This is a genomic window from Cytobacillus sp. FSL W7-1323 (assembly GCF_038595015.1).
GTDB classification, from domain to species: Bacteria; Bacillota; Bacilli; order Bacillales; family Cytobacillaceae; genus Cytobacillus; species Cytobacillus kochii.
This window is the reverse complement of record NZ_CP151998.1, coordinates 4,409,001-4,434,611: the sequence shown is the minus strand read 5'-3', so window position 1 is coordinate 4,434,611 and position 25,611 is coordinate 4,409,001. Positions and strand designations below refer to the sequence as shown.

Sequence of the window (25,611 nt, the reverse complement as noted above, 5' to 3'; positions counted from 1 at the left end):
AGGGTGCATATGTATATTATTCATAACGGTGTGATTGTACTTGAAGATAGAATGCTAGAAAAACATGCAGTATTAGTAGAAGAAGAACGGATCAAGGCAATTGTAAGAGAAGATGAACTCACTTCATTTACCAATGTTGAAAGAATAGATGCAAATGGGGGTTATATTTCTCCAGGATTTATAGATATTCACTCTGATTATATTGAATCTATCATCTCGCCGCGCCCGACAAGTATGATGAATGTCCAAATGGGCCTGCGTGAAGCAGAAAGGATTCTCATTGGACACGGGATTACAACGATGTTTCATTCACTTTCTTTCTACCGGGAGGATATTTTCACCCATAAGCCGATGCGCTTACCAGAAAATGTACAGAAATTAGTTGAAGCGATTACGGAGACATCCGAGCAGCAACATCTTATTCGCCATCGCCTACATGCTCGTTTTGAAATAGATAATCTGGAAGGTGTCGACCGTTTAATAGAGAACCTCCGTTCAGGTAAAATTCACCTGCTATCTTTTATGGATCATACACCAGGTCAAGGTCAGTATCGTAATTTAGAAGTTTTTCGTGAAACGATGCGTGGTTATCGTGATTTAACTGAACAGGAGTTAAATCGTATTATCCAAGACCGCCTATCTTCAAAAGTGATGACGATTGATATGATGAAAGAGATTGCTGAAATAGCGATAAGGCAAGGGGTTAGCATTGCTTCACATGATGATGACCATAAAGGTAAGATTGACCTCGTCCAATCCATTGGGACCACAATCAGTGAATTTCCAATTACATTAGAGGTTGCTAAAAAGGCGAAGCAGAGCGGTCTATATACAATCGTTGGGGCGCCCAATATCCTTTTAGGTGGCTCGCACTCAGGCAATTTATCTGCAGCAGAAGCGATTCGAAATCAATGTGCAGATATTTTATGTAGTGATTATTATCCATCGGCCTTACTCCATTCTATCTTTACGCTCCATGAAAAGTATGATCAGAACCTCCTAGATATGTTCCAAATGGTCACTTCAAAGCCAGCGAAGGCAGTAAACCTTAATCATGAAATTGGTTCTATCAAACCGGGCTATAAAGCCGATTTACTCATCATTGAGAAATTGGATGATGGTTTTCCAACAGTAACATTAACAATGGTTAATGGTGTTGTGATAACGACAACAAATTACCGAAAAAACCTGGCGATGGAGGAGGTAATACGATGACATTCTTAAAAATTGAAGGTCTGGAGAAGAACTTTCAAATTGTGCATTTAGGTCAGACGATTCATGCTGTGCAACAGTTGAACTTCTCAATGAACCAAGGTGAATTTATTGGGATCACGGGCAAAAGTGGCAGTGGGAAATCAACGATCTTAAAAAGTATTTATCGCACATATTTACCTGAAGCGGGGCGGATTTATTTTGACTCAGAGAAATATGGATGGATTGATCTGCAAAAAGCGTCAGAAAGGGAGATTATCTATTTACGAAAATATGAAATTGGGTATGTGTCACAATTTTTAAATGTCATGCCACGAACAACCGCCCGCGAATTAGTAGAGCAATCTGTTTTGGAGACGGGGCGGTCATTATTAGAAGCACAAAAAGAAGCAGAGGAAGTGCTTTCTCATTTTGAACTTGATCGCAAACTATGGGATACGTACCCTAATACATTTTCAGGTGGGGAAAAGTTAAGGTTAAACATTGCCATTGCAGCCGTTAAAAAGCCAAGGTTACTCCTTTTAGATGAGCCAACAGCAAGTCTTGATCAACAGTCCAAGCAAAAGGTGAAAGAAGTGATTCAAAAGTTAAAGGAAAGTGGGACAACATTGCTAGGGGTTTTCCATGATATCGAATTTATGGATGAATTATGTGATCATATTTTTGAAATGAGCCAGCAATCGTTCAAAAGGGCAGGAGCGGCCTTATGATGAAGGCGGATTTACATGTTCATAGCGGTTTTTCAGATGGCGCAGATTCCATTCAAGTGGTTATGGAAAAAGCTGCAGCGACCGGTATCACACATATTAGCATCGTTGACCATGATACGGTAAAAGGGCAAGGGGAAGCCTTGAAATGGGCAGAAACATATCAGATTCAGCTCATTCCTGGGATTGAAATTTCCGCATTTGATTTCAAAAGAAACCGAAAAGTACACGTACTAGGCTACCATTATGATGCTAACAAAGGGCATATTTTAGCATTATGTAATGAAGTGCTTAAGCGTAGACAAGCCCATTCCATTTGGCAAATTGGGCAAATTCAACAGCAAGGCATCCATTTGTCTATAAAAGCAATATCGCAAATCGCCTCACCAAGTGAGACGATTTATAAGCAACATATTATGGCGGCCATTACGTCAGAACCTTACGACTCAGAAGCATATAAAAAGCTGTATCGTTCACTGTTTAAAGGAGGGGGAGTAGCTGCTGGGGATATTGCTTATGTGGACGTATATGATGCCATTCGAGCGATTAAAGCAGATGGTGGATTTGCTGTAATTGCTCATCCTGGTCAACTTGATTCCTATGATCTGATTGAAGAGCTTGTAGATAGTCAGATTGGATTGGATGGTATTGAGCGTAATCATCCTGATCATAGTGAAGCGGATCACCAAAGAATTGATATCCTTATGGCAAGGTATGGTCTTCTTATGACAGGTGGTTCAGATTATCACGGTGCATTTGGTTCATCAGTCCGTATGGGGGACTATGAGTCGCCTATAAACCGATTGTTAACTGATTATTTGGTTTGTAAATGATTAGTGAAAGCCGGTATATTTCGTGTAAAAAGACAGTAAATTCAGTCTTTTATTTAGATTATTATGCTTAAATAAAAGTGAAATAAGTTAAATCGTTTATAAAGGGAGTGAATGAAAATGGGTAAAAAATCATATGGTTGGTTGCTGCTTGTATTATTGACTTTGTTGCTTGGTGCTTGCTCAGAAGAAGGAAATAGCGAGGCTTCTTCAAGTGATGATGTTGTCGATATTGTTTGGTATCCAAGTGAATCAGGATCAGATATGAAATCATCAAGAGATGACATTGGTGAGGTAATTGCTGATGCAACAGGTCGTGAAGTGAAGCACCATTTAACAACGGATTATGCGATCTCTATTGAGACAATGGTAAATAACAATGCGGAGCTCGCTTTTATGGGTGCACAAGGTTATATAGAGGCGAAAGAGCGTAATGACGCTATTCAACCATTAGTTGTTTCAACAGGAGAATCAGGCACGTTAGACGATGCCGTTTATCATAGCTGGTTAGCTGTCAATGTTGATGATGTAAATAACTATAAAGAAAATGGGGAATTTTCTTTAGATACAATTGCCGATAAAAAAATGTCATTTGTATCAAATAGTTCCACATCAGGATTTAAAGTACCTGCCTCTGATTTGATTGCCCATTTTAGCGATAAAAGTTTAACAGAAGAAGATTTAATGGAAGGTGGCCCATTATTCTCTCAGGTATTGTTCGGCAATTCACATCAAGGGTCTGCGGTTAATTTGTTAAAGGGAAGTGCTGATGTAGCAGCTTTTTGTGATACATGTGTAGAAAATTATGTTGAGCTTGTGGAAGGCGAAGCGAATCGTCCGGGTTCGATTTATCGCGTAAAAGATAATGCAGCTGAGCCATTTAGTCTTGTTAAGGGTAAGGAATTTGTGCTCATTAGTGTCACGCCGGTTTTAAATGCACCTTTTGTTGGCAATATCGACCTTTTAGGGGAGGAAGGCTTCAAAAAGCTACAAGACTACTTATCAAGTGACGAAGTAGCAAATAATGAGAAAATCTTCGTTCCTGAGGGCTCAGATCAATCGGCTTTATTCTTTAAGTCTGGAGAAGAAAGATTGGCGCCAGTAGATGATGAATGGTTTAACCCGATAAGAGAGCTATCTAAGTAATCTATGAGGAGGCGAAATCCTTTGGCATTATTAGAAATTAGGGCACTAAATAAATCCTATCAAGGTCACCGTGTACTAACAAATATCGATTTTACTGTTGAAACAGGCGAATTTTTATCGGTTATTGGTCCATCAGGAGCTGGAAAATCAACATTACTGCGATGCATCAATCGCTTAGTGGAAGCGGATAGTGGCGAAATCCTTTTTAATGGGGAAAACATTCTTAAACTTGGCAGAAAGTCATTGAGAAAAGAAAGAGCCAATATCGGGATGATCTTTCAACATTATAATCTTGTCCCACGTTTAACAGTTATCGAAAATGTACTTCATGGGCGCTTCGGATATAAGTCGACTTTACAAGGAATGTTCGGTATTTTTAGTGAAGAAGAAAAAGAAAGAGCTTTCTATCTCCTAGAGAAGCTGGGAATCGCTGAACATGCTTATAAACGCTGTGACCAACTAAGTGGAGGACAACAGCAAAGAGTAGGAATTTGCCGCGCACTTATCCAAGATCCGAAGCTCATCTTATGTGACGAACCGATTGCGTCATTAGATCCTCATTCTTCCAAGGTCATTATGGATTATTTGAAGTCTATTACCGAAGAAATGGGTATCACTTGTATCGTTAACCTCCATCAAGTCGAAGTAGCCCAATCCTATTCGAATAGAATTATCGGTTTAAATAAAGGACATTTAGTTTTCAATGGGCCAAATAGACAATTAGACTCTCATCACATTGGAGAAGTCTATGGGATGGATACAAGAGAGCTTATAACGGTATGAGGAAGGCGAATATGTTAACAGATCAAAAACGATTAAGTAGGAAATGGCAACATCTCTTCTTACTGATTATTGTTTGTTGCTTCACATGGTTATCGATTGAAATGGTCCAATTTGACTTTTATCAAAGCTTGTTAGCTATTCCAACAGCTGGTCTATGGATGGTTGAAAATTTATGGATTACGGGGGATACTTGGCGTGAGTTTCCTGACATTATGTTGAAATTGGTTGAAACCATTCTCATGTCAGTAGCTGCGACAACGATAGCGGCATTCATTTCTTTTTTCCTCGGAATATCGGGTTCAACAACGACGAGGCGTAATGGTTTAATGGCGGGTTTATCTAGAGGAATAGCTTCTGTCGCGAGAAATATCCCTGTCGTAGCATGGGCGTTAATTCTTCTACTCTCATTTGGACAAAACTCACTAACCGGATTTCTTGCCCTATTTGTTGGTACAGTTGGCTTTTTGACGAGAGCGTTTATGGAAACGATTGATGAAGTGGGCTTAAAGTCTTTTGAAGCCTTAACGGCGACGGGGGCCACATATTTTCAAGTAATCTCCAAAGCTGTTATTCCACAGGCATTACCACAAATGTTGAGTTGGATGTTGTTTATGATCGAAACGAATATAAGAAGTGCAACTTTGGTTGGTATTTTGACAGGTACAGGCATCGGCTATACGTTTGACCTGTATTATAAGACATTAAATTATGAAGCGGTTGCGCTGGTGACATTATTAATTATCCTTACAGTCATCGCCATAGAACTCACATCGAACCGTATCAGAAAGGTGATCTTATAATGGGTATAGCCTATATAAAGCGCAGTAAAACGGGTCGAATTAATATAAAAATAGGCAATAAGGTTGACTATACATTAAAAGCCGTTCTATGGAGCCTCGGCATTGTAACTGTTGTTGCCTTCCTTTTTTTTGACTATACCGGCTTTCAGTTAACTTCCGCATTAAAGGAGACAATGACCAATTTACAGACAATGTTCCTTACGCCAGCTTTGAATCACTTTTCTTGGGGTGAAGCGTTTTATCAAGTCGGTGTTACATTAGCATTAGCCGTTCTATCGACAGTAATTGGAGCCGTAATTGCCTTTTTCCTTGCATTATTATCAGCGGAAAACTTATCAAATCAAGGTGTAGCTAAAGTTATTAAAACGTATGTCGCGTTCATACGAGCGGTTCCAACGGTTTTATGGGTTTTGATTTTTGCGATTGCAGCTGGATTAGGGAGTACGGCTGCAGTTTTAGGGATGCTGTTCCATTCCGTAGCCTATTTGGTAAAAGCTTTCTCCGAATCATTTGAGGAAGTTGATAAAGGGGTGCTCGAAGCGTTACGGTCGACAGGTGCTGGCTGGTGGCAAACTATCGTTCATGCAGTTTTACCATCTACAATGACTTATCTTTTATCATGGACATTTCTTCGTTTTGAAATCAATTTTTCGGTTGCTGTTGCAATGGGGGCGGCCGCAGGGGCAGGTGGCATTGGCTTTGAACTCTTTATGGCATCGGGATTCTACTTTGATTTAAGAGAAGTTGGTTTCATCACCTATTGTATTCTCCTTGTTGCGATACTATTAGAGCTTGCGTCGACACAGCTCAAAAAACGCTATTTTCCAAGTCAACATTAAAAGGCTGCCTTACATAGACAGCCTTTTTTAAGCTTCAAAGCTTTTTTTACCTGGTGCTTTCATACGGTAAACTTGAAATAATAATAATGCACAAACGGAAAGAATCATTCCTGAAATATAAGGAAATCCAATCGAAACAGTAAATAATAACCCGCCGAGAGGAGGACCGAGTATTCGTCCTAAGGAATCAAAAGAGGATAAAAGCCCTGTTATATTGCCATGCGCTCCTTTTGCTGATTTTGTTAATAGACTTGACACTGCAGGTCTTATCGCGCCATTGCCCATTCCGAAAATCGTAAGGAAGATTGCAGCGGTTAAGAAGTTATCTAATGTTAAAATAAGCCCCATACCAATCACACTGACGATTATGCCCCCTTGAATGACTGCTCCTTCTCCATATTTCTTAGATAGCCTACCGACTAACCCGCCTTGAACAAGAGCAGAACCGAAGCCCATTATCATAAAAATGATACCTAGTTCTGTTGGCTGTAGTCCTGCTTTTTGAAAAGCAAAATAAGCAAAGGTAGCCTCTAATCCTGCAAGAGACAGGGATACGCACAGATTCAAGATAAATAGAATGGAGGTCGTACCTTTAAACGCCTCCCAAAATGAAGGACGCTCTCTACCTTCGCCTGTACCTGTTGCAGGTAACGATTCTTTTAAAACAAAAAGGACGAAAAGACTCGTAATGAGCGAGAGAGTTCCTGCTACATAAAAGGGTGTACTTAAACTTGCTTGGGAAAATACCCCACCTATTGCTGGGCCAAATATAAAGCCTAAACCTGTTGCAGCGCCAATCATCCCCATGCCCTTTGCACGGTCTTCCTCTGTCGTGATATCAGCAACATAAGCCATCGCTGTTGGCATATTTGCTGCAGACAGCGTTCCTCCGATGATGCGTGCGACAAATAACATCCATAATTCACTAGATAAAGCCATTAGGAAGAACGAAAGTGAGAGGCCTAATATGCCGATGAGCATGACTGGTTTCCTGCCATAACGGTCAGATACACGTCCCCATAATGGTGCGAAGATAAATTGCATAAGTGAATAAACGGCCATTAATAAACCTAATTGCGAGGGGGTTGCCCCAATTTCTTCTGCATAGAATGGTATAACCGGAATAATGACACCAAATCCGGACATAACGAGAAACATAACAGCAAACAAAATAGGTAAAGCTTTTTTCTTTTCGATCACAAAAGTCACTCCAATACTGATAACAGCTCTATAACATAAATATCATAAGGGCAGAGAAAAAGAAAGTGCTGTAGGAAATCAAAGTTATATACCTCTATTATGTCCAGTAATGCAGGATTTAGTGCAGATAATAAGAAGTATCTATTAATTATTATTCTTATAAAGTGATTTGGTGAGAAAATCTTTTACTAGCATAGCTTCTTGTGCATTCAGTCTATTATGAACCAATTAAATAAGTTAAAAGAACTTTTTTTAGAAAACTATAGATTTTTTTGTATAAATATACTATTATATTGAAAATACAATATTTTGATATTTCTTATAATTATAGGGAGGTGCTAGAATGAGTAAAGCTCAGAATAGAAAAGTATTAATTGCTAGCCTTGTTGGAAGCTCGATTGAATGGTTTGATTATTTTCTCTATGGTACGGTTGCTGCTCTTGTATTTAATGAATATTTCTTCCATAGTGATGATCCAACAGTCGGCTTAATGTTGGCATATGCTTCATTTGCGTTAGCATTCTTTATTCGACCACTAGGTGGAGTAATCTTCAGCCATATTGGTGATAGGGTAGGGAGAAAGAAAACATTAGTATTAACATTAACCATTATGGGTGGATCTACTGTATTAATGGGCTTCTTACCAACGTATGAAACCATTGGTGTCATGGCACCTATTCTGCTGATTATTCTTCGTCTTATTCAAGGAATTGGACTCGGAGGAGAGTGGGGTGGAGCTGTTTTATTAGCTGTAGAATATGCCCCAAAGGAAAAACGTGGATTATTCGGTAGTGTCCCACAAATGGGGGTAACTATCGGTATGCTTCTTGGAACTATTGCGCTGTCTATTATGACATTATTACCTGAAGAGCAGTTTCTATCATGGGGTTGGCGTGTTCCGTTTATCATGAGTGCATTACTCGTCTTCTTTGGTCTTTGGATCCGTAAAGGAATCGATGAAACACCATCGTTTAAAAAGGCACAAGAAAGTGGAGAGATTGCTAAAATACCAATCGTTGAAACATTTAAAACGTCTTGGAGAGAAGTACTCATTTCAGTAGGAGCAAAAGTAGTAGAAACCGCGCCTTTTTATATTTTCGGTACGTTTATCGTTTCATATGCAACGAGCGAATTAGGCTTTTCAAGAACAGCGACCCTAAATGCTGTGACAGTAGGAACCATTGTTACAACTATTCTTATTCCTATCATGGGGAGTCTTTCTGATAAGATCGGTAGGAAGAAACTCTATATTGGTGGTACAATAGCAATGGCTGTTTTTGCTTTCCCTTATTTTTGGATGTTACAGCAAGGAACGGTTACTTGGCTTGTCATTGCAACTGTCTTAGGATTAGGGATTGTCTGGGCACCGATTACAGCCGTCTTAGGAACAATGTTCTCAGAAATTTTTAAATCAAATGTTCGTTATACGGGTATTACATTAGGTTATCAAATTGGTGCTGCGGTAGCAGGTGGAACCGCGCCATTAATCGCTACTGCATTACTTGCCTACTTTAATGGTTCCTATGTACCGGTGGCATTATATATTATATTATGTGCTGCGATTTCTCTCATTGCCATGATTGCTGTACGTGAAAAAAGTAAACAAGAATTAGATCAAGATGTAGCCATGTAGTAGATTGTTAATTTAAAAGCTCGGTACGTCATCGTATCGGGCTTTATGAGATGTGGTCAATAGTTGTAAGGGAGATGTTTTTATGCTTGTTTTATCAGAGAAAGAAATTAAAACATTATATGTAATGAAAGATGCGATTGAGGATATGGAAGCAGCACTTGTTGCTCATCATCAAGGTAAAATCGCGAGTCCACAAAGAACTGTTTTAGATATTCCTTCAAAAAAAGCATCGGCATTATATATGCCTAGTGCAATGGAGACAATGAAGAAAGCTGCAGTAAAAATAGTCACAATCTTTCCTGAGAACCCTAAAGAAGGGTTAAAAACAACCCAAGGTGTCATCTTGTTATCAGATACAGAAAACGGTACACACGTGGCTTGTCTGAATGCATCTTATTTAACTAGATTAAGAACGGGAGCGCTTAGTGGCGTCGCAACAAAATACTTAGCAAAAAAAGACGCAAAATCTGTTGCCGTGCTTGGTTGTGGTGCAATGGCAGAGGAGCAACTACAAGCTGTATGCGAAGTCAGAAATATTGATCATATATATTTATATAACCGTACAAGGGAAAGAGCGGAGAACTTTTATAACCGAATGAGAGAGATCCTGCCAAATTATAAAGGGAAAGTGGAAGTGGTAGCAGATCCTGATGATGCTGTGAAACGGTCTGATATTGTCAATTGTAGTACACGAGCAGTGGAACCAATATTCAAAGGAGCTAGTTTGCAGCAAGGCACACATATCAATGGCATTGGATCTTATTTACCTAATATGCAAGAAGTGGACGTTGAAACATTAAAACGAGCGAGTAAAGTGGTTGCTGATACGATAGAAGGTGTAAAAGAAGAAGCTGGTGACTTTATTATTCCTAATAATAAAGGTGATTGGCATTTTAATGAGCTACATGGAGAGCTTACAGAATTAGCAGCACATACAATTAAGGGAAGAGAATCAGAGGAAGAAATTACTTTCTTCAAATCTGTTGGAGCTGCTTATTTTGACTTAGCAGCTGCAGCAGCTGTATATGATAAAGCAAAAAAACAGGGAATTGGTACAGAAGTAGAGGTTTAAGCGAAAGAAAAAGATGAACCGTCGTATAGGTTCATCTTTTTTATGAATTTATTTAATTCCTCGCATTTTTTTCTGGATTTTTGGTGCAACCAAGAAAAGGACGATTGAAAGGACAATGGATAAACCACCAATAATACCGAAGTAAAGTACTTCTGTTTCAGCTGAATAAAATCTAACCACTTGTGCATTGATGGCTTGAGCTGCTGCACTTGCTAAGAACCAAAGGCTCATTGTTTGTGCAGAGAATGCAGTTGGAGCTAGTTTTGTCGTTGCTGATAAACCAACTGGTGATAAACAAAGTTCACCAAGTACAACAATAAAATAACTTAATACTAACCAAAGTGGACTTACTAATGCACCTTCTGAAGCGAAATATCCAGGTACAAGAATAACGATAAAAGAAAGACCTGCAAATAGTAATCCGAGAGAGAACTTTTGTGGAATCGTAGGTTGACGATCTCCAAGCTTTACCCATAACCAAGCAAACATTGGTGCCAATACAATAATGAATAAAGGATTAAGAGATTGGAACCATGCTGGGGAAATAGTAATTCCCATAAATTCTAAATCCGTACGATTGTCTGCATAGCTGGCTAAGATTGTTGAACCTTGCTCTTGAATTGCCCAAAACATAACTGCTGCAATGAACAAAGGTATATAGGCAATTAATCTTGAGCGTTCCACATCTGTCGTTTTCTTACTTCTGTACATAACAGTAAAGTATATAATTGGAATTCCTACTCCTAAAATTCCGACAATAAAGACAAGACTTTCAAATGTTAAATATCCAGTAGGAATACCTACAGCAACTAGAATAGCAACAATAAGAATACCTAATCCTATTTGTGTAAATACTCGTTTCTTTTCATTTGGTGCTAATGGGTTAGGTACCTGAGTACCTGCTAGACCTAAATATTTTTTCTTAGTTACTTGGAAAGTGACTAATCCAACAAACATACCAACCGCAGCCACACCAAATCCAAGATGGAAACTTGTATCCATTAGTGAACCAACGATTAGAGGAGAAAGGAAACCACCAAGGTTAATTCCCATATAGAAAATACTGAACCCTGCATCACGGCGACTATCATTTTCGCTATATATATCGCCTACAACACTTGATACATTAGGCTTTAATAAACCAGTTCCCAATACAATTAATACCATGGATACAAAGAACATGGCAACGCTTCCAGGAATAGCCAATGCGATATGTCCAAGCATAATAAGGATTCCGCCATAGAAAATAGCTTTAGAAGTACCAAATATTCTGTCAGCGAACCAACCGCCAATGATTCCAGACATGTAAACAAGTGAACCATATATAGACATTATAGATAAAGCCGTTGTTTGACTAAGACCTAAACCGCCTTGTGAAACTTCATAATACATGTAGAAAACAAGGATGGCTCTCATTCCATAGTAGGAAAAGCGCTCCCAAAATTCAGTGAAAAATAGTGTGAATAAACCTTTAGGATGTCCAAAAAATCCCTTCTGAGGCACACTATCGACAATACGTTGTTTGTCGTCAGACATATAACTTCCTCCTTTTTTTACTTATACTATAATAATGTTTTTCAGATTTTTGTCAAATCAAAGATAAGTATATTTTAGCCATATAAACGTATAAATATTGATTTAATGGGAATGCTCCTTTTTTAAAAAATTATATTAAGATTATTCTGATAATGAAATAATATGTTTTTAGGTACAATTATAATAGGTGAACTTTATCAAAAATTCTAATCATGTTGATTACATTTCAGGAAATTTTGATAATTATATGTGAATTCCGAAGACCCACTAGCGGGAACTATAAACCATTGATAGTATTTTCTACTTGAATGATTCTGATACTATCTTTTATTCACTTCCAATAGACCTCCCTAAGGGCATGATAGTATCGTTCCCTTTAATATTTTTTATAAACAAATTAAGAGGTAGGGAGGTTTATGTTTACATGTATTCTGTAATTGAATACATGTAAACGAAATAAGTATGCAAGTTTACGTTATTGTTTACGTATTATAGTTCTTATGTGTACAAGTATGCAAAAATGTATACATGTTGATATATCAAGGTGTGTGCGAGTTTTGTCTTCTTGTAAACATTAAAGTATACAAGTATGCGTAATTTTGCTGTTTGTTTACGTTTTTACGATTTGGTAACTTTTCTCCCTGTTTCATTGCTTAATACTTCATTCTCTATTACTCTTAAACTATTAACTCAAATTTATGAGAATGAAAGGGTTGGATAAGAGATGACGAATGCAAGAATTGCGGCTGTCGATGTTGGTAATGATTCGCTTAAAGCTATTTTTGGTAAGGTAGAGAACGAGCTTAATTTACCGAATGTCGTAGCAAGAGATATTGAGGATAGACCAGTCATTGGAATTGAAGAGCTAAATAGTAAGGATCCGCTAGATGGCATACATATTCGTGTCCACTCCCCTGCTTTGAAAGAGAATAATGCAATCTATCGTGTGGGACATTTAGCAACCAAAAGTGATAACGCGTCAGAGCTTGATCCAGGCAGTAGTAAATCTGAAGAAGATCAAACATTGGTCATGTTATTTACAGCATTGGCATTGGATGCAGTTAACGAAGAAAAAGGAGCTACATTTAAGAGATCTGGTAATGTGGTTGATGCGAATTATTTATTAGGTACAGGACTTCCATTGAGAGAAGCAAAAGAAGGTAAGGATTCGGGTTATCGTTCTAAATTAATGGGTTCTGTTCATCAAATTGAATTTTTAATTACACCTAAATACCAAGGGATAAAGGTTAATATTAAATTTGATGATGTTAAAGTATATCCTGAAGGCTTTGCTGCATTCATTAATTTGGTGATGGACAATCAATTAAATATTATTAATAAAGACTTAATAGATAAACGCATACTTATTCAAGATATTGGTGGTTTATCAACAGATATCGCTGTCATTAAAGATCGAAATGTGGATGATGATAAAGCTCAGGGCTTTAATTTAGGTGTGTCTGAATCTTTAGAAGCGATTAGAGAAGAAATAAGATCAAAACATGGTATAGAGCTTGATAGTCGCCGCGATGTCGTGGAGATTATTACAAGAAAAAACAATCGCAACCATATTATGGTTAAAGGTAGCCGCACAAGCGTTCATGACATTACAGATCGCATTCTTTTAGACTTAGCGAAGAAGCAATATCGTTTATTAAGAAACGTATGGCAAAAAAATTCGCAAACTGAGATATGCTATTTTGTTGGTGGTGGTTCCATCGTCCTAAAAGATTACCTCAAGACATTGAATAATAATTTAGATGGCTTTAACATCGACTTTTTTGAAGATGAAAAAGAAAGCATTTGGATGATGGCGAATGCCTATTATAAATTGGTTGCAGATTATGCAAGAAGAACAAACAAAGATAAGCAGGATAAGAAACCTGTTAAATCAAACTAGGTGAGTTTTGATGAAAAAACCAGCTTCTTCGGAATTGAAAAGGGGTCAGTCAATTTCATTCCGAATACCATCCGATACACCAGATTATTTACTAAAAGAGCTACAAAGATTAAAAACAACAGAGAGAAGAAATTTTTCTAGTAAGGTTGCAGAAATTGTCCTTGCGGGAGTCAATCAAAATAAGAGTAATGAGAGAGAAGCTATTACGATTCCACTTCCGAAACACTTAACAAAGGTTCAAAAGGATTGGCTAAAACATGAGCATTCTGAGGCACTACTCGGAAGTATTGTGTATCAGCTTATTTCCGACCCACTCAGAGCCACAGCATTATTAGCCTCTTTAAATAGTGGCTCAGCTAATATCGATGAAGCATTATATTTGCAAGAAGAATCAGGTGTTACCCCTGTTGATGAATGGCAGGAAACTGCTGCGGCGGAAGAACCTGCCGACGATGCGACGTTTGAAGATGAACTAGATAGTTTCGATTGGAATCAAGCGAAGAAAAACGAACCAGAAACACATAAGGAAGAAGCCGAAGAAGAAGATATTGATGATTTATTAGGTGGTTTTTTGTCACATATGAATAAATAGCAGGAAGGTTGCCGACGTGGGTGGGCAACCTTTTTGTTATTTTTGAACCTATGTTGGGTGGGGCTGTGAGGACAAGTCTTTTATTTGGGAACAAGAGAGAGAATCGCGACTAAAAGGAGAGCTCCTTAAGAAATGAGTAGCAAAAAAGGAAGAATCGCGACTAAAAAGAGAGTACCCCAAGAAATGAGTAGCGAAAAAGGGAGAATCGCGACTAAAAGAAGAGCCCCTCAAGAAATGAGTAGCGAAAAAGGGAGAATCGCGACTAAAAAGAGAGCTTTCCAAGAAATAAGTAGCGAAAAGGGGAGAATCGCGACTAAAAGAAGAGCTCCTCAAGAAATGAGTAGCGAAAAGGGGAGAATCGCGACTAAAAGAAGAGCTCCTCAAGAAATGAGTAGCGAAAAAGGGGAGAATCGCGACTAAAAAGAGAGTACCCCAAGAAATGAGTAGCGAAAAAGGAAGAATCGCGACTAAAAGAAGAGCTCCTCCAGAAATAAACAAAGTAAAAAGGAGTGTACCGCAAGTCTGGGTAACTAAAAAGTTAAAAATCAAATCGCTCGAAAACAATTTAAAGAATATTAGCACTTATCAACAGTTGTCCACAATAAAAAGTGGATAACTTAAAAAGGTGAAATTGACTCAAAGGAAGAAGTTATTTATATCACAGGAAAAAGCTATTAAACCAAGCGTTTGTTCGTATGTGTATAACCCTGTGAATATATATAATTTATCCACAAGTTAATTTATTTGTTGTGGATAATAAGTTTTTGTTGCCCTTTTTCATTTTTTTTCATCCGTTTGGAAACAATACGAAGATGAAAATGAGGAGGGATGAGGAGTATGAAATACGAATGCATCATTATTGGTGGTGGAATCGCAGGGTTACAGGCAGCGATTCAATTAGGTCGTTATAAACACCGAGTGTTAGTGCTAGATGATAATCAAGGTCGATCGTCAATTTGTCAAAGTTATCATAATATATTAGGTTATCCTAATGGCGTAAGCGGCCCTTATCTTAGGGAAATCGGAAGAGCGCATGGAGAGAAATATGGTGTTCATTATCAAGATGAACGAGTGGTAGACATTGTATACGAGGAAGAGGAGTTCATTATTTACACAAGAAGTAATAAGCAATATAGAGGCATGCGGTTATTACTTGCCACAGGAATCATGGACCATATTCCCCCTTATGAATCGCTCGGCCCATGTCTAGGTTTGACTGTGTACGTGTGTCCAGACTGTGATGGGTATGAGGTGAAGGATAAAACAACGGTTGTGATGGGTTCTGGAAACACGGGTGCTAATATGGCATTGACGCTTGCTTATTGGACGAATTCAATAATATTCGTTAATGATGAGAAAAAAGAAGTTTATCCACAAACTTATCAACAGTTAGAGAAATTAGGAATCGAAGTGATTGAAGAGAAAATAGCCGAAGTATTGGCAGATGGCTCATCGTTTCGGGGAGTTCGATTGGAATCTGGGCAGATTGTAGAAGGTGAGAGGGGTTTTATTGCTTATGGAGGGAATCATGTAAAATCAGACTTAGCAGCAAAATTAGGAGTAGAACGTTTAGGTAATCAGCATATTATAACGGATGGGCGCTCGAAAATGACGAATGTCCCTCATGTTTGGGCTGCTGGTGATGTTGTGGCTCATTCAGAACAAGTGACAATTGCTATGGGTGAAGGCTCTCAGGCGGCCATATGGATTCATAAATCATTAATTAATCGTTAGTAGAAGGTGAGGAATGGGATGTGACTTGGTGGAAAAACGCAATTGCCTATCAAATCTATCCGCGAAGCTTTCAAGATTCAAATGGGGACGGCATTGGGGATATACAAGGCATTATTCAACGCCTATCATATTTAAAAGAACTTGGGATTGATTTGATTTGGATTTGTCCGATATATCAGTCTCCTAACGATGATAACGGCTATGACATTTCAAATTATCAAGCAATTCTAGCTGAATACGGGACAATGAATGACTTTGATCAATTATTAGAAGAAGTGCATCAAAGAGGTATGCGACTAATTATTGATCTTGTTTTAAACCATACAAGTGATGAGCATGCATGGTTTATAGAGTCGAAAGTTAGCAAGGAATCGAAAAAGCGAGATTGGTATATTTGGAGAAAAGGAAAAGATGGGCAAGAGCCGAATAACTGGGCCAGTATATTTGGTGGTTCTGCATGGACATTTGATGAAGAAACGGATGAATATTATTTGCATATATTCTCTAAAAAACAACCAGATTTAAACTGGGAAAATCAAGCGGTGCGTCATGCACTATACGATACAGTCAATTGGTGGCTAGAAAAAGGAGTAGACGGCTTTAGAATTGATGCGATTAGTCATATCAAGAAAAGCCCAGGATTACCAGACATCCCTCCAACTAATCAAGAGACATATGTTCCTTCTTTCTCGAAGCATATGAATCAACCTGGAATACATGATTGGCTTTTAGAATTAAAAAAAGAAACGTATGGGAAGTACCCAGTCGTTACGGTTGGGGAGGCAAATGGGGTTAGTGCAGAGGAGTCTCTTCTTTGGGTTGGTAAAGATCAAGGAAAAATGGATATGGTCTTTCAATTTGAGCATCTTGGTTTATGGGATGCAGAAGAAAACCCAATCCTGGATATCATTGCTCTGAAAAAAGTATTAACAAAATGGCAAGTCGCGCTAGCTTCAGACGGTTGGAATGCTCTATTTCTCGAAAATCATGATAAGCCGAGAATTGTTTCAACTTGGGGAAATGATAAAGATTATTGGTATGAAAGCGCCACAGCCTTAGCATGTATGTACTTCTTTATGAAAGGTACACCTTTTATTTATCAAGGCCAAGAAATAGGCATGACGAATGTGCACTTCGAAGGGATGTCCTCCTATTATGATATCCTCACTCATCATCTATATAAGGACAAACAACAGAAAGGCTGGCCACACAAAGAGATTATGAAACTCATCTGGGCTTCTTCTCGTGATAATAGCCGTACACCTATGCAGTGGAGTTCTGATTCAAACGCAGGCTTTACAGAGGGCAAACCATGGATGGAGACAAATGAAAATTATACTAAAATCAATGTTACTCTCCAAAAAAATTCAAATCATTCTGTATTGCAATTTTACAAAGAGATGATTACTTTAAGGAAAACTCACGCTACTTTTATTGAGGGTGAATATAATCTTCTTTTTCCAAATCATAAACAGATTTTTGCTTATACAAGAGAAGATGAAGAACAGAGGTTTCTGGTTATAGTAAACCTGTCTGAGTGTAACGTAACTTTAAATTTAAATCACCAACTTGTCAGGGATAGTTCAAAGCTATTATTATGGAACTATCAAGCACAAGGCGATATATCGCTATCTAAGAAAATGGAACTCCGTCCATATGAAGCTAGAGTTTATCGAACATAAGCAAATATAAATATATATTTTTTCGTTATTTCTAGGAGATGTAGATGAATGGCAAAAGGAAAAACAAATGCGATGCGGTTATTAGATCAGTCGAAAGTAAGCTATGAGATCATGACTTATGATGTCGCGGATGGAAAAATAGATGGTCTTTCGGTGGCAGAAAAAACGGGGAAATCAGGTCAAACGGTTTTTAAAACATTAGTGACAGTCGGTGCAAGTAAACAAAACTATGTCTTTGTTATTCCAGTCGATAAGGAACTGGATATGAAAAAGGCTGCTAAGGCGTCAGGTGAGAAGAAAATTGAAATGATCCATGTGAAAGATATTCAGAAGATTACCGGCTATATTCGTGGAGGTTGTTCACCAATTGGTATGAAAAAACAATATCCTACTATTATCGATGCATCAGCAAAGGATTTGAAAAGTATGATTGTTAGTGGGGGTAAATTAGGTACTCAGATAGAATTAACGTTGCAAGACCTCATTAAAATGACAAGTGCAGAATTATACGAGATCGCTCAATAAAATACCAAATGCCTCAGAAGATGTTACTGCAGGCATTTTTTTGTTTTCTGGATAGGGATTATAGTAATTTCTAAAGAGGTGTGAGTCCAAATAGTCACTTTTCACATAAGATGTGCATGAGGTGATTAATATGAGTCATTTTAACGTACATGAACCAAAAGGTATTAAAGGGAAACTGTTAAAAAATATGGATATAGGTACATTCCAGCAAACGCCCCCTTCTTATAAACCGCCAAAAAAAATGCCCAATCTACCTGAAGAACAACCTGAATTCATTTTGAAACAAATTTGTGTGAAAGGATTATATCGTATTCACTGTATGGCGCTTAAAAATGGAGAACAACTTTGGTTTTGTCCAACCTTCGTAAAGGGGCAAACGTTGTATGGTTGGAGGTTTTATCATAACCGATGGATCTTTTTAGTTATACATCTATCAAAAGTTCAATCTATTCAATGTATATAAAAACGCCCCCTGTTAGGAATGACAGGTGGCGAATAAAATTATTTCCCGAGAAAGAATAACGGGGTTAAAAAATAAAATGAGCAACCAATGTAATAACTGGTAAAGCAATAACTGTTCTAAGAATAAAAATTAATACTAAGTCAAAGAAAGATACAGGAATTTTAGAACCTAGTAGTAATCCACCAACTTCAGACATATAAATGAGCTGTGATACGGATAGAGCAGCGATGACAAACCGTGTCATTTCACTTTCTATTCCTGCCCCCATGACAGAAGGTAAAAACATATCTGCAAACCCAACGAATAATGTTTCAGATGCGGCAGCAGCTTCAGGTAGTCCTAAAAGCTCTAAAATAGGAATAAATGGCATTCCTATCCAAGTGAAGATAGGCGTATATTCAGCTAAAATTAACGCGAGTGTGCCGAGGGCCATAACAATTGGTGCAACACCCATCCACATATCTAAAATATTTTTAAAGCCATCGGTGAAGAAAGCCTTAACATCTTTATTTTTCTTTGCTCTATTAATCGCAGAATCAATACCCCAAGTAAAAGAATTATAGCCTTTAGGAATGTCCTCATCTGCTTCTTTTGCTTTCTCTTTATAATAAGTATCCGCTTTTCTTGAAAGTGGTGGGATACGAGGCATAATGAATGCTGCAATGATCCCTGTTGCTAGTATGGTTAAGTAGAAAGGAATAAAGTAATCCCCTAAGCCAACTTGAGAAATAACAACAAGACTGAAAGTGATAGACACAACAGAAAAAGTAGTTCCAATAATAGCCGCTTCTTTTTTTGTATAAAAGCCTTCTTCGTATTGCTTGCTTGTTAAAAGCACTCCGATTGTACCATCTCCAATCCAAGAGGCAACACAGTCGACTGCTGAACGACCTGGTAGTTTGAAAAGTGGTCTCATTACCTTGGTAAGTAAAGAACCAAATAACTCTAGTAGACCGAAATTGACTAATAACGGCAAAAGTAAGCCGGCAAATAAAAATACACTAAATAAAACGGGCAATAGATCAAATAATAAAAGTCCACCAGTAGCTGTAGACCAAACTGCTTCAACTCCCCATTGAAGATATGTTAGAACAGCAAATACAGCCCCGATGAAGCGGACAATTACCCATCCATATGTGACATTGAATAGGTTATTTAAAAAGGGTGAGTTTTTGAATATAGCAGGAGAAATCTTGGCAATCAAAGTTCCTACTAAAGTAAGGACAATAATAACGACCATAATAAGTGGAATAGATCCATTTAATAAATCCTGTATCCAGCCGGATAATATAGCGATAGGAATTGTTACCTCCCCATCAATACTAATAGGAATCATAAAGAATAAGATACCTAAAATTGACGGAATGAGGAAGGTCAACATATCCGATAATTTATATTTACGCATCAGTTGATGTCTCCTTCTAATAAAAATAAGTCAGACTACATTTTAATTCATTCTATATTAATTGCCAACCTTATACTTAAAAATGGTAGAGATGTTATTCTATTGTCAATTTTAATAATTGTCAAACTAAAAGGGGTGAGTCTTAGTAAAATTATGTTAAAATGTTTGCAGATGACGTGATTTTTAAAGAAGCAGGTGGGAAGTAGATGTTCAATTATCGATTGTATTGGACGTTTGCCAAAAAGTCTTTTCTACGTTCGGCTGTGTACCGATTTGATGTCTGGTCTAGACTCGGTTCTAATGTGATCTTTCTTTTAATGTGGGGTTCTATCTGGACAGCGTTATATGCGGGTAGAGAAGAGGCTGGTGGCGTCAGTTTTCAAGCAATGCTTACATATATTGTAGTAAGTCAATTTCTCTCAGGTGTAAACGGGGCTGGGACTCCTCTCTGGGAAATACAAGAGAAAGTGCGTACGGGTGATATTTCATTGGAATTAATGCGTCCTTTTGATGTGCCTTTACGTTATTTATTCGCAGACTTTGGCAGTGTGTTTTTCTATATGATTACTGCACTATTACCTTTGTATATTATATTATTTTTCTTCATGGACCTTTCATTACCTAACGATCCACTTATCTGGTTAGCTTTTTCATTTGCCGCTTTTATTGGGTTTTTAATTCGTTATTGTATTGAAATGGCCTTTGGATTATTAACTTTCTTTCTAGTAGAAACCGGCGGAGTTGAGGATATCTTTTATTTTGCGATGTCATTACTATCTGGTTCGGTTATTCCATTGTGGTTTTTCCCAGGTTGGCTCGCGAGCTTTGCCTCATACTTGCCCTTTCAAGGTATTTATTACATTCCAAATGCAATCTTTATAGGTGAGATTGCAGGATATCAGATCCTTACTTCTATTGGGGTTCAGTTGTTTTGGGTGGTCGTTACATATATCTTTTTAAGATTAGTATGGAATAAAGCATCGCAGAAGGTTGTTGTTCAAGGGGGATAAGTACATTCATGAGATATATTGATTTATATTTTAAACTTGTTGCTGCTGGTATAAGGGCCCAGCTGCAATACCGATTTGCCTTCTTTATGAGGATTGTAGGGATGCTGACCTCGTATGCAGGAACGGCGATAACAATGTGGGTAATGCTCTATCAGTTTCAGGAGTTAGGTACATGGAATTTTTATGAGATGTTATTTTTATTTGCGATAGCTGTGCTTTCTTGGGGGTTTTGCATTATTTTATTTTTCCATTTTCGTAGTCTTGATACATACATTTTGAACGGTACATTTGATCGTTTCTTAGTGCGGCCGATTAATCCTTTTTTTCACTTTATGGCGATGAAATTTGATGTGGCTTCCTTTGGACAGTTTATTTTTAGTATCTTTATTTTTATTTGGGTAAGTGTAGAATTGCACATTCATTGGACCATTGCTAATGTCCTATTTTTATTAGCTGCAGTGATTGGTGGAGTCCTTATACAAGGTGGCTTGCTCGTGATTATCTCAGCTTTTGCTTTTTGGACAACGAAATCGGAGCAATTTTATTGGGTAGTGATGTATCCGGCAAGAAACTTAACGAATTACCCATTAGTCATTTATCCAAAAATGGTGCAATGGTTTACGGCGTTTGTTGTTCCTTTTGGTTTTGTGAATTATTTTCCTGCAAGCGTTATCTTGGGTAAAGAAACGCCATACTTTCCAGAGAATATTGGTTATTTTTCACCATTAGTTGGTATTGTTTTCTTCATTATTGCCTATTACATTTGGATGCTAGGACTTAGCCGTTATAAGAGTACGGGCTCATAAAGCGTAGTGAAGGTTGGCAGTCATAAACAGAGTGGAGGGTAAAGAATGGCTATCATAGAAGTAGATCAGTTGATGAAAGAATTTAAAGTTGCGAAACGTGAGACCGGCTTTCTTGGTGCCATGAAAAGTCTGGTAAAACGTGAATTTTATACGAAGCATGCGGTAAAGGATGTAAGTTTCACTGTGGATAAAGGGGAAATGGTCGGCTATATCGGACCTAACGGTGCAGGGAAATCAACAACGATTAAAATGTTAACTGGAATTCTTGTACCTAGTGCGGGAACGGTTAAAGTAAATGGCATTGTTCCTTATGAAAACCGCCAAGCAAATGCAAAAAATATTGGTGTTGTCTTTGGGCAAAGAACGCAATTATGGTGGGATTTACCAACGATTGAATCATTCGAATTATTAAAGGAAATTTATCAAGTTTCACATAGCCGCTATAAAGAAAATATGGATACATTTACGGAAATTCTTGGGTTAGATGAGTTCATCAATACGCCAGTCAGGCAACTCTCTTTAGGTCAAAGAATGCGTGCTGACATTGCCGCTTCCTTACTGCATGATCCTCCCATTTTATTCTTAGATGAACCAACGATTGGGTTAGACGTAGTGGCGAAAGAACGCATGCGGACATTTATAAAAGAAATCAATAAAGAACGCGATATTACAGTTATTTTAACCACCCATGATATGGAAGATATAGAGCAACTTTGTAAGAGGATGGTATTAATTGATCACGGGCAGAAAGTGTATGATGGAGAAATGGCAGTAGTGAAAAATCGATTTGGGAAAATCCGTACTCTTGTAGTAGATCTAGAAGAACATTCTAAGCCATTGACGCTTGAAAAAGCAGAAGTGTTTAAAGTAGAAGCAGGTAAGTATTGGATACGCTTTAATCGAGAAGATATATCTGCTTCGGGTGTTATCACACAAATTACACAAACACATAATATAAAAGATTTAACTGTCGAAGAGCCTGAAATTGAATCAATTATTAGTCGTATTTATCAAGAAGGCTTTGACGGTGTTGAGCAACCTATTCCTGTTAAAAGTAGGTCATAAAAGAAGCTGAGTAGAGGTATATGCCTCTCTCTCAGCTTAAGTTTGACTGATATTTAATTGCTTTGTAGCGAGTTGTACGTATAAAGGGTGAGATTGCATCAATTCATCGTGTGTCCCTTTTCCTGTGATTTTTCCATTTTCAAGAACAATAATTTGGTCGGCATCAATGATAGTTGACAGTCTGTGTGCAATGACGAGTGTTGTTCGGCCTTTCATTAAATTTTGGAGAGCTGATTGTACGAGTTGTTCGGATGAACTATCAAGATTCGATGTGGCTTCATCTAATAAAAGGATTTTTGGATCACGAATAATGGCTCTAGCAATGGCAATGCGTTGGCGTTGTCCACCAGAGAGTTTAATTCCTCGCTCACCTACATCAGTGTTTAAACCATTTGGCAATCTCTCTATAAACTCTGCTGCATGAGCTTGTGTAGTTGCTTGCAGTAATTCCTCTTCACTAATTTCTCTTTTCGTGCCATATGTTAAGTTTTCTCGAATCGTGCCAGACATCAGCGGGCTCTCCTGAGAAACATAACCAATTTGTTCCCGCCAATTTTCAAGAGCATACTCCTCTGCTGGTTTACCATTTAATAGAATAAGGCCGCCATTAGGTCCATAAAAGCGTTCGAGCAGAGCGAATAGGGTCGTTTTACCGCTACCGCTTGGACCGACAAATGCCGTTGTTTTTCCAGCTGGAATGTGTAAATTGATATCTTTAATAATCTGGTCATCTTTATATGAGAATTGGAGTTGGTTAAAAGTAATCTCCTCTGGATGGATTATCCCTTTTGTTCCTTCATTCATATTCTCGGTAGGTGTATTCAACATATCCTGAATTCTTTCTGTTGCACCCATTGCTTTTTGATAAGCAGTAAAGAAGGAAGCCATTTGGGTAAATGGAACAACAATCTGGAACATATAAATAATAATAGCTACTAATGAACCAGCAGATAATTCCCCTGAAGCGACTCGTACGCCGCCATATCCAATTAGGACCACAAGAACAAACATCATAATAAAGGTCATAAATGGTGAGACGACAGCTTGGATTTTTGCTTCCTTTAAACCAAATTGGAATAAGCGCTGAATGTTTTTATTCCCTTTTTCAATCTCCGTTTTTTCAGCTTGATAAGCCTTCACAAGTCGAATATCTGATAAGACCCGACCAAGGTTGCTTGAAAAGTCAGCCATTTGATCTTGGGTAGATAAAGAGACTTTATATATTTTTTGCCCGAGCGGCATGATTATAAGAACGGCTAATGGAACAGCAATAAGCATGATGAGTGTCATTCGCCAGTCAATCATTAGTAGAATAATAATTGCCCCAATGATTGAAATCATTCCCGTTATAAACGTAATAATATGTTGTGTAATCAAAGTTTTTACTATATTTGTATCTTGTGTGATTCGGCTCATTGTTTCTCCTGATTGATGCTTATCAAAGAAAGGAATTGGGAGATGGATGGAATGTTCCCATAGTTTCCTTCGTAAAGAGGCAACCATTCTCTCTCCAATATAAGTCATTAAATAAAAGGAAAAACCTGAGGCAATTGTTTGGATAATGAACGCGCCTCCTAATAATGCAATGAGCGAAAGTTCAAGGCGAGATGTAGCTAACTGGTCGACCATATTAGCTGTGAATAACGGAACGACCAATCCTGCTGCGGTTTCAAGTAGGCTGAGTAGCAAAGCAACAATTATGATCCACTTTGGTACATTTGCGCCTTTTAATAATGACCACAGACTAGTCGTTTTCTTTTTTGTCTTCAATTTTTTCCATTCCTTTCTTTTCTAGATAAATGGAGATAGCTTGGGCAAGCCATTCTTCTTCTTCCACTGTAAATGGAGAGGGGAAAAGAACAGGAGCTTCGGCGAGATGGCGATCAATATCGTCATTTATTTCTGTTATGCGGAGAATGATTTCCTCTATATTGGGATAAAGGTCATAGAGGATATCCCAAATGGCTGCAACCACTGATTGGACATGCTCATCATTATGATCGGTGCCCACCAACTTTTTTATGTTTGCAAATTCTTTAGCGACTCGTTTGTTTAATTGTTGTTGTTTTTCATCAGAAATATTGTAGATATCTTGAATCATATGCTCAGGGATAAAATTCCTCATCCATTCTTTATGCTCCGCTTCCATTTGAATGGAGTTAATGAGCATAATGAAAATATTAGGATCAACTGTTTGATTTTCTTCTAAAATAGAAAGAGCATGGTCTAATGTTTTAATCATGTGATTTATTTGCTGTCTTTTGATAACGAGCTCTTCTCGTTGAAACGAAAGAGATTGTTGCAGATCCCACTCATTGTTGTTGAGAAGCTTCTGTATTTTATTTAATGGATAACCTAAATATTTTAAAGTAACAATCTTTTGAACTGTTAATATTTCATTTGTAGAATAATATCTATCACCTGTTTTGCTAGTGCGTGCGGGCTTTAATAAGCCAATCTCATCATAATAATGCAATGTACGAATGGTCGTATTTGTTTTCTTAGCAAACTCTCCAATACGGTAATAATCATTTGTCATAAGAGCCCTCCTTATGTAGTATTATAAAACCTCACGTTACGTTAGATACAATGGTAAAATAAAAAACTTATTCGATGTTGCTCAACACAATAAACGGTCGAATTTATTGGGTCCTTTCTCCTCACTTATTGG

Annotated in this window: 24 protein-coding genes; 19 read left to right on the top strand and 5 right to left on the bottom strand. The window is 37.8% G+C overall.

All coding sequences use genetic code 11. The annotated features are described in order from the left end of the window. Positions 1 to 9 precede the first annotated feature (9 nt). From phnM to MKX67_RS22420, 7 genes are all read left to right on the top strand, one after another. Entirely contained in the window at positions 10 to 1,215 is a 1,206-nt protein-coding gene (gene phnM / locus MKX67_RS22450) for a phosphonate metabolism protein PhnM (RefSeq protein WP_095371453.1), read from the top strand. Next, complete coding sequence (locus MKX67_RS22445) at positions 1,212 to 1,922, top strand: ATP-binding cassette domain-containing protein (protein ID WP_095371454.1); 711 nt, start codon at positions 1,212 to 1,214, stop codon at positions 1,920 to 1,922. The genes phnM and MKX67_RS22445 overlap by 4 nt, the downstream gene beginning before the upstream one ends. Beyond that, positions 1,919 to 2,752, top strand: coding sequence for a PHP domain-containing protein (locus tag MKX67_RS22440; protein WP_307316408.1), 834 nt, complete (start codon positions 1,919 to 1,921; stop codon positions 2,750 to 2,752). The genes MKX67_RS22445 and MKX67_RS22440 overlap by 4 nt, the downstream gene beginning before the upstream one ends. Positions 2,753 to 2,869: 117 nt before the next feature. Further along, on the top strand, positions 2,870 to 3,895 hold the full coding sequence (locus MKX67_RS22435) for a PhnD/SsuA/transferrin family substrate-binding protein (RefSeq protein WP_095371455.1): 1,026 nt from the start codon (positions 2,870 to 2,872) through the stop codon (positions 3,893 to 3,895). A 21-nt stretch (positions 3,896 to 3,916) separates the two neighbouring features. Then, positions 3,917 to 4,678: a phosphonate ABC transporter ATP-binding protein gene (phnC, locus tag MKX67_RS22430; protein ID WP_095371456.1), complete on the top strand. Its 762-nt coding sequence runs from the start codon at positions 3,917 to 3,919 to the stop codon at positions 4,676 to 4,678. Between the two features lie 11 nt (positions 4,679 to 4,689). Next, positions 4,690 to 5,478: a phosphonate ABC transporter, permease protein PhnE gene (gene phnE / locus MKX67_RS22425; protein ID WP_095371457.1), complete on the top strand. Its 789-nt coding sequence runs from the start codon at positions 4,690 to 4,692 to the stop codon at positions 5,476 to 5,478. Further along, positions 5,478 to 6,317: an ABC transporter permease subunit gene (locus MKX67_RS22420; RefSeq protein ID WP_322909872.1), complete on the top strand. Its 840-nt coding sequence runs from the start codon at positions 5,478 to 5,480 to the stop codon at positions 6,315 to 6,317. The genes phnE and MKX67_RS22420 overlap by 1 nt, the downstream gene beginning before the upstream one ends. A 27-nt stretch (positions 6,318 to 6,344) precedes the next feature. On the opposite strand, the gene MKX67_RS22415 is transcribed toward MKX67_RS22420, so the two are convergent. Further along, a complete protein-coding gene (locus tag MKX67_RS22415; protein WP_095373575.1) occupies positions 6,345 to 7,514 on the bottom strand; it encodes an MFS transporter in 1,170 nt (389 codons plus the stop codon). A gap of 346 nt (positions 7,515 to 7,860) precedes the next feature. Between MKX67_RS22415 and MKX67_RS22410 the strand changes: the two genes are divergently transcribed. Both MKX67_RS22410 and MKX67_RS22405 read left to right on the top strand, forming a co-directional pair. Beyond that, positions 7,861 to 9,150, top strand: a complete 1,290-nt coding sequence (locus MKX67_RS22410) for an MFS transporter (RefSeq protein ID WP_095371459.1) — start codon at positions 7,861 to 7,863, stop codon at positions 9,148 to 9,150. Positions 9,151 to 9,232: 82 nt separating this feature from the next. Continuing rightward, complete coding sequence (locus MKX67_RS22405; protein WP_342488777.1) at positions 9,233 to 10,222, top strand: ornithine cyclodeaminase family protein; 990 nt, start codon at positions 9,233 to 9,235, stop codon at positions 10,220 to 10,222. A 48-nt stretch (positions 10,223 to 10,270) separates the two neighbouring features. Here the strand turns inward: MKX67_RS22405 and MKX67_RS22400 are convergent, their stop codons facing one another. Further along, on the bottom strand, positions 10,271 to 11,758 hold the full coding sequence (locus tag MKX67_RS22400; RefSeq protein ID WP_095371461.1) for a peptide MFS transporter: 1,488 nt from the start codon (positions 11,756 to 11,758) through the stop codon (positions 10,271 to 10,273). Positions 11,759 to 12,482: 724 nt separating this feature from the next. Between MKX67_RS22400 and MKX67_RS22395 the strand changes: the two genes are divergently transcribed. The 7 genes from MKX67_RS22395 (at position 12,483) to MKX67_RS22365 (ending at position 18,654) form a co-directional block, all read left to right on the top strand. Beyond that, complete coding sequence (locus tag MKX67_RS22395; protein ID WP_342488776.1) at positions 12,483 to 13,658, top strand: ParM/StbA family protein; 1,176 nt, start codon at positions 12,483 to 12,485, stop codon at positions 13,656 to 13,658. A gap of 10 nt (positions 13,659 to 13,668) precedes the next feature. Beyond that, positions 13,669 to 14,250, top strand: coding sequence for a hypothetical protein (locus tag MKX67_RS22390; RefSeq protein WP_095371463.1), 582 nt, complete (start codon positions 13,669 to 13,671; stop codon positions 14,248 to 14,250). Positions 14,251 to 14,382: 132 nt separating this feature from the next. Next, positions 14,383 to 14,670, top strand: a complete 288-nt coding sequence (locus tag MKX67_RS22385; protein ID WP_341058243.1) for a hypothetical protein — start codon at positions 14,383 to 14,385, stop codon at positions 14,668 to 14,670. 417 nt (positions 14,671 to 15,087) lie between these two features. Continuing rightward, positions 15,088 to 15,984 carry an NAD(P)/FAD-dependent oxidoreductase gene (locus tag MKX67_RS22380; RefSeq protein ID WP_307316435.1) on the top strand — a complete coding sequence of 299 codons (897 nt, stop codon included), beginning with the start codon at positions 15,088 to 15,090 and terminating at the stop codon, positions 15,982 to 15,984. Between the two features lie 20 nt (positions 15,985 to 16,004). Next, positions 16,005 to 17,666 carry an alpha-glucosidase gene (locus tag MKX67_RS22375; RefSeq protein ID WP_340976938.1) on the top strand — a complete coding sequence of 554 codons (1,662 nt, stop codon included), beginning with the start codon at positions 16,005 to 16,007 and terminating at the stop codon, positions 17,664 to 17,666. 48 nt (positions 17,667 to 17,714) lie between these two features. Continuing rightward, positions 17,715 to 18,191, top strand: coding sequence for a Cys-tRNA(Pro) deacylase (ybaK, locus tag MKX67_RS22370; protein ID WP_095371467.1), 477 nt, complete (start codon positions 17,715 to 17,717; stop codon positions 18,189 to 18,191). 130 nt (positions 18,192 to 18,321) lie between these two features. Then, on the top strand, positions 18,322 to 18,654 hold the full coding sequence (locus MKX67_RS22365) for a hypothetical protein (protein ID WP_095371468.1): 333 nt from the start codon (positions 18,322 to 18,324) through the stop codon (positions 18,652 to 18,654). A 64-nt stretch (positions 18,655 to 18,718) separates the two neighbouring features. On the opposite strand, the gene MKX67_RS22360 is transcribed toward MKX67_RS22365, so the two are convergent. Next, positions 18,719 to 20,059, bottom strand: coding sequence for a YjiH family protein (locus MKX67_RS22360; protein WP_095371469.1), 1,341 nt, complete (start codon positions 20,057 to 20,059; stop codon positions 18,719 to 18,721). Positions 20,060 to 20,265: 206 nt separating this feature from the next. On the opposite strand from MKX67_RS22360, the gene MKX67_RS22355 reads away from it, so the two are divergent. Genes MKX67_RS22355 through MKX67_RS22345 form a run of 3 tightly spaced genes read left to right on the top strand, consistent with a single transcriptional unit; the run spans position 20,266 to position 22,940 of the window. Further along, the gene (locus tag MKX67_RS22355) at positions 20,266 to 21,069 is read left to right on the top strand and encodes an ABC-2 family transporter protein (RefSeq protein WP_095371470.1); all 804 of its coding nucleotides are present in this window, start codon (positions 20,266 to 20,268) and stop codon (positions 21,067 to 21,069) included. 8 nt (positions 21,070 to 21,077) lie between these two features. Continuing rightward, a complete protein-coding gene (locus MKX67_RS22350; RefSeq protein ID WP_095371471.1) occupies positions 21,078 to 21,875 on the top strand; it encodes an ABC-2 family transporter protein in 798 nt (265 codons plus the stop codon). Between the two features lie 45 nt (positions 21,876 to 21,920). Beyond that, on the top strand, positions 21,921 to 22,940 hold the full coding sequence (locus tag MKX67_RS22345) for an ABC transporter ATP-binding protein (protein ID WP_095371472.1): 1,020 nt from the start codon (positions 21,921 to 21,923) through the stop codon (positions 22,938 to 22,940). 36 nt (positions 22,941 to 22,976) lie between these two features. Here MKX67_RS22345 and MKX67_RS22340 read toward each other — a convergent pair whose 3' ends face one another. Together MKX67_RS22340 and MKX67_RS22335 are read right to left on the bottom strand one after the other, a co-directional pair. Next, complete coding sequence (locus MKX67_RS22340; RefSeq protein ID WP_095371473.1) at positions 22,977 to 24,710, bottom strand: ABC transporter ATP-binding protein; 1,734 nt, start codon at positions 24,708 to 24,710, stop codon at positions 22,977 to 22,979. After that, positions 24,685 to 25,479 (bottom strand): MerR family transcriptional regulator, encoded by a 795-nt coding sequence (locus MKX67_RS22335; RefSeq protein ID WP_095371474.1) that lies wholly within the window; start codon positions 25,477 to 25,479, stop codon positions 24,685 to 24,687. The genes MKX67_RS22340 and MKX67_RS22335 overlap by 26 nt, the downstream gene beginning before the upstream one ends. Positions 25,480 to 25,611: the final 132 nt, after the last annotated feature.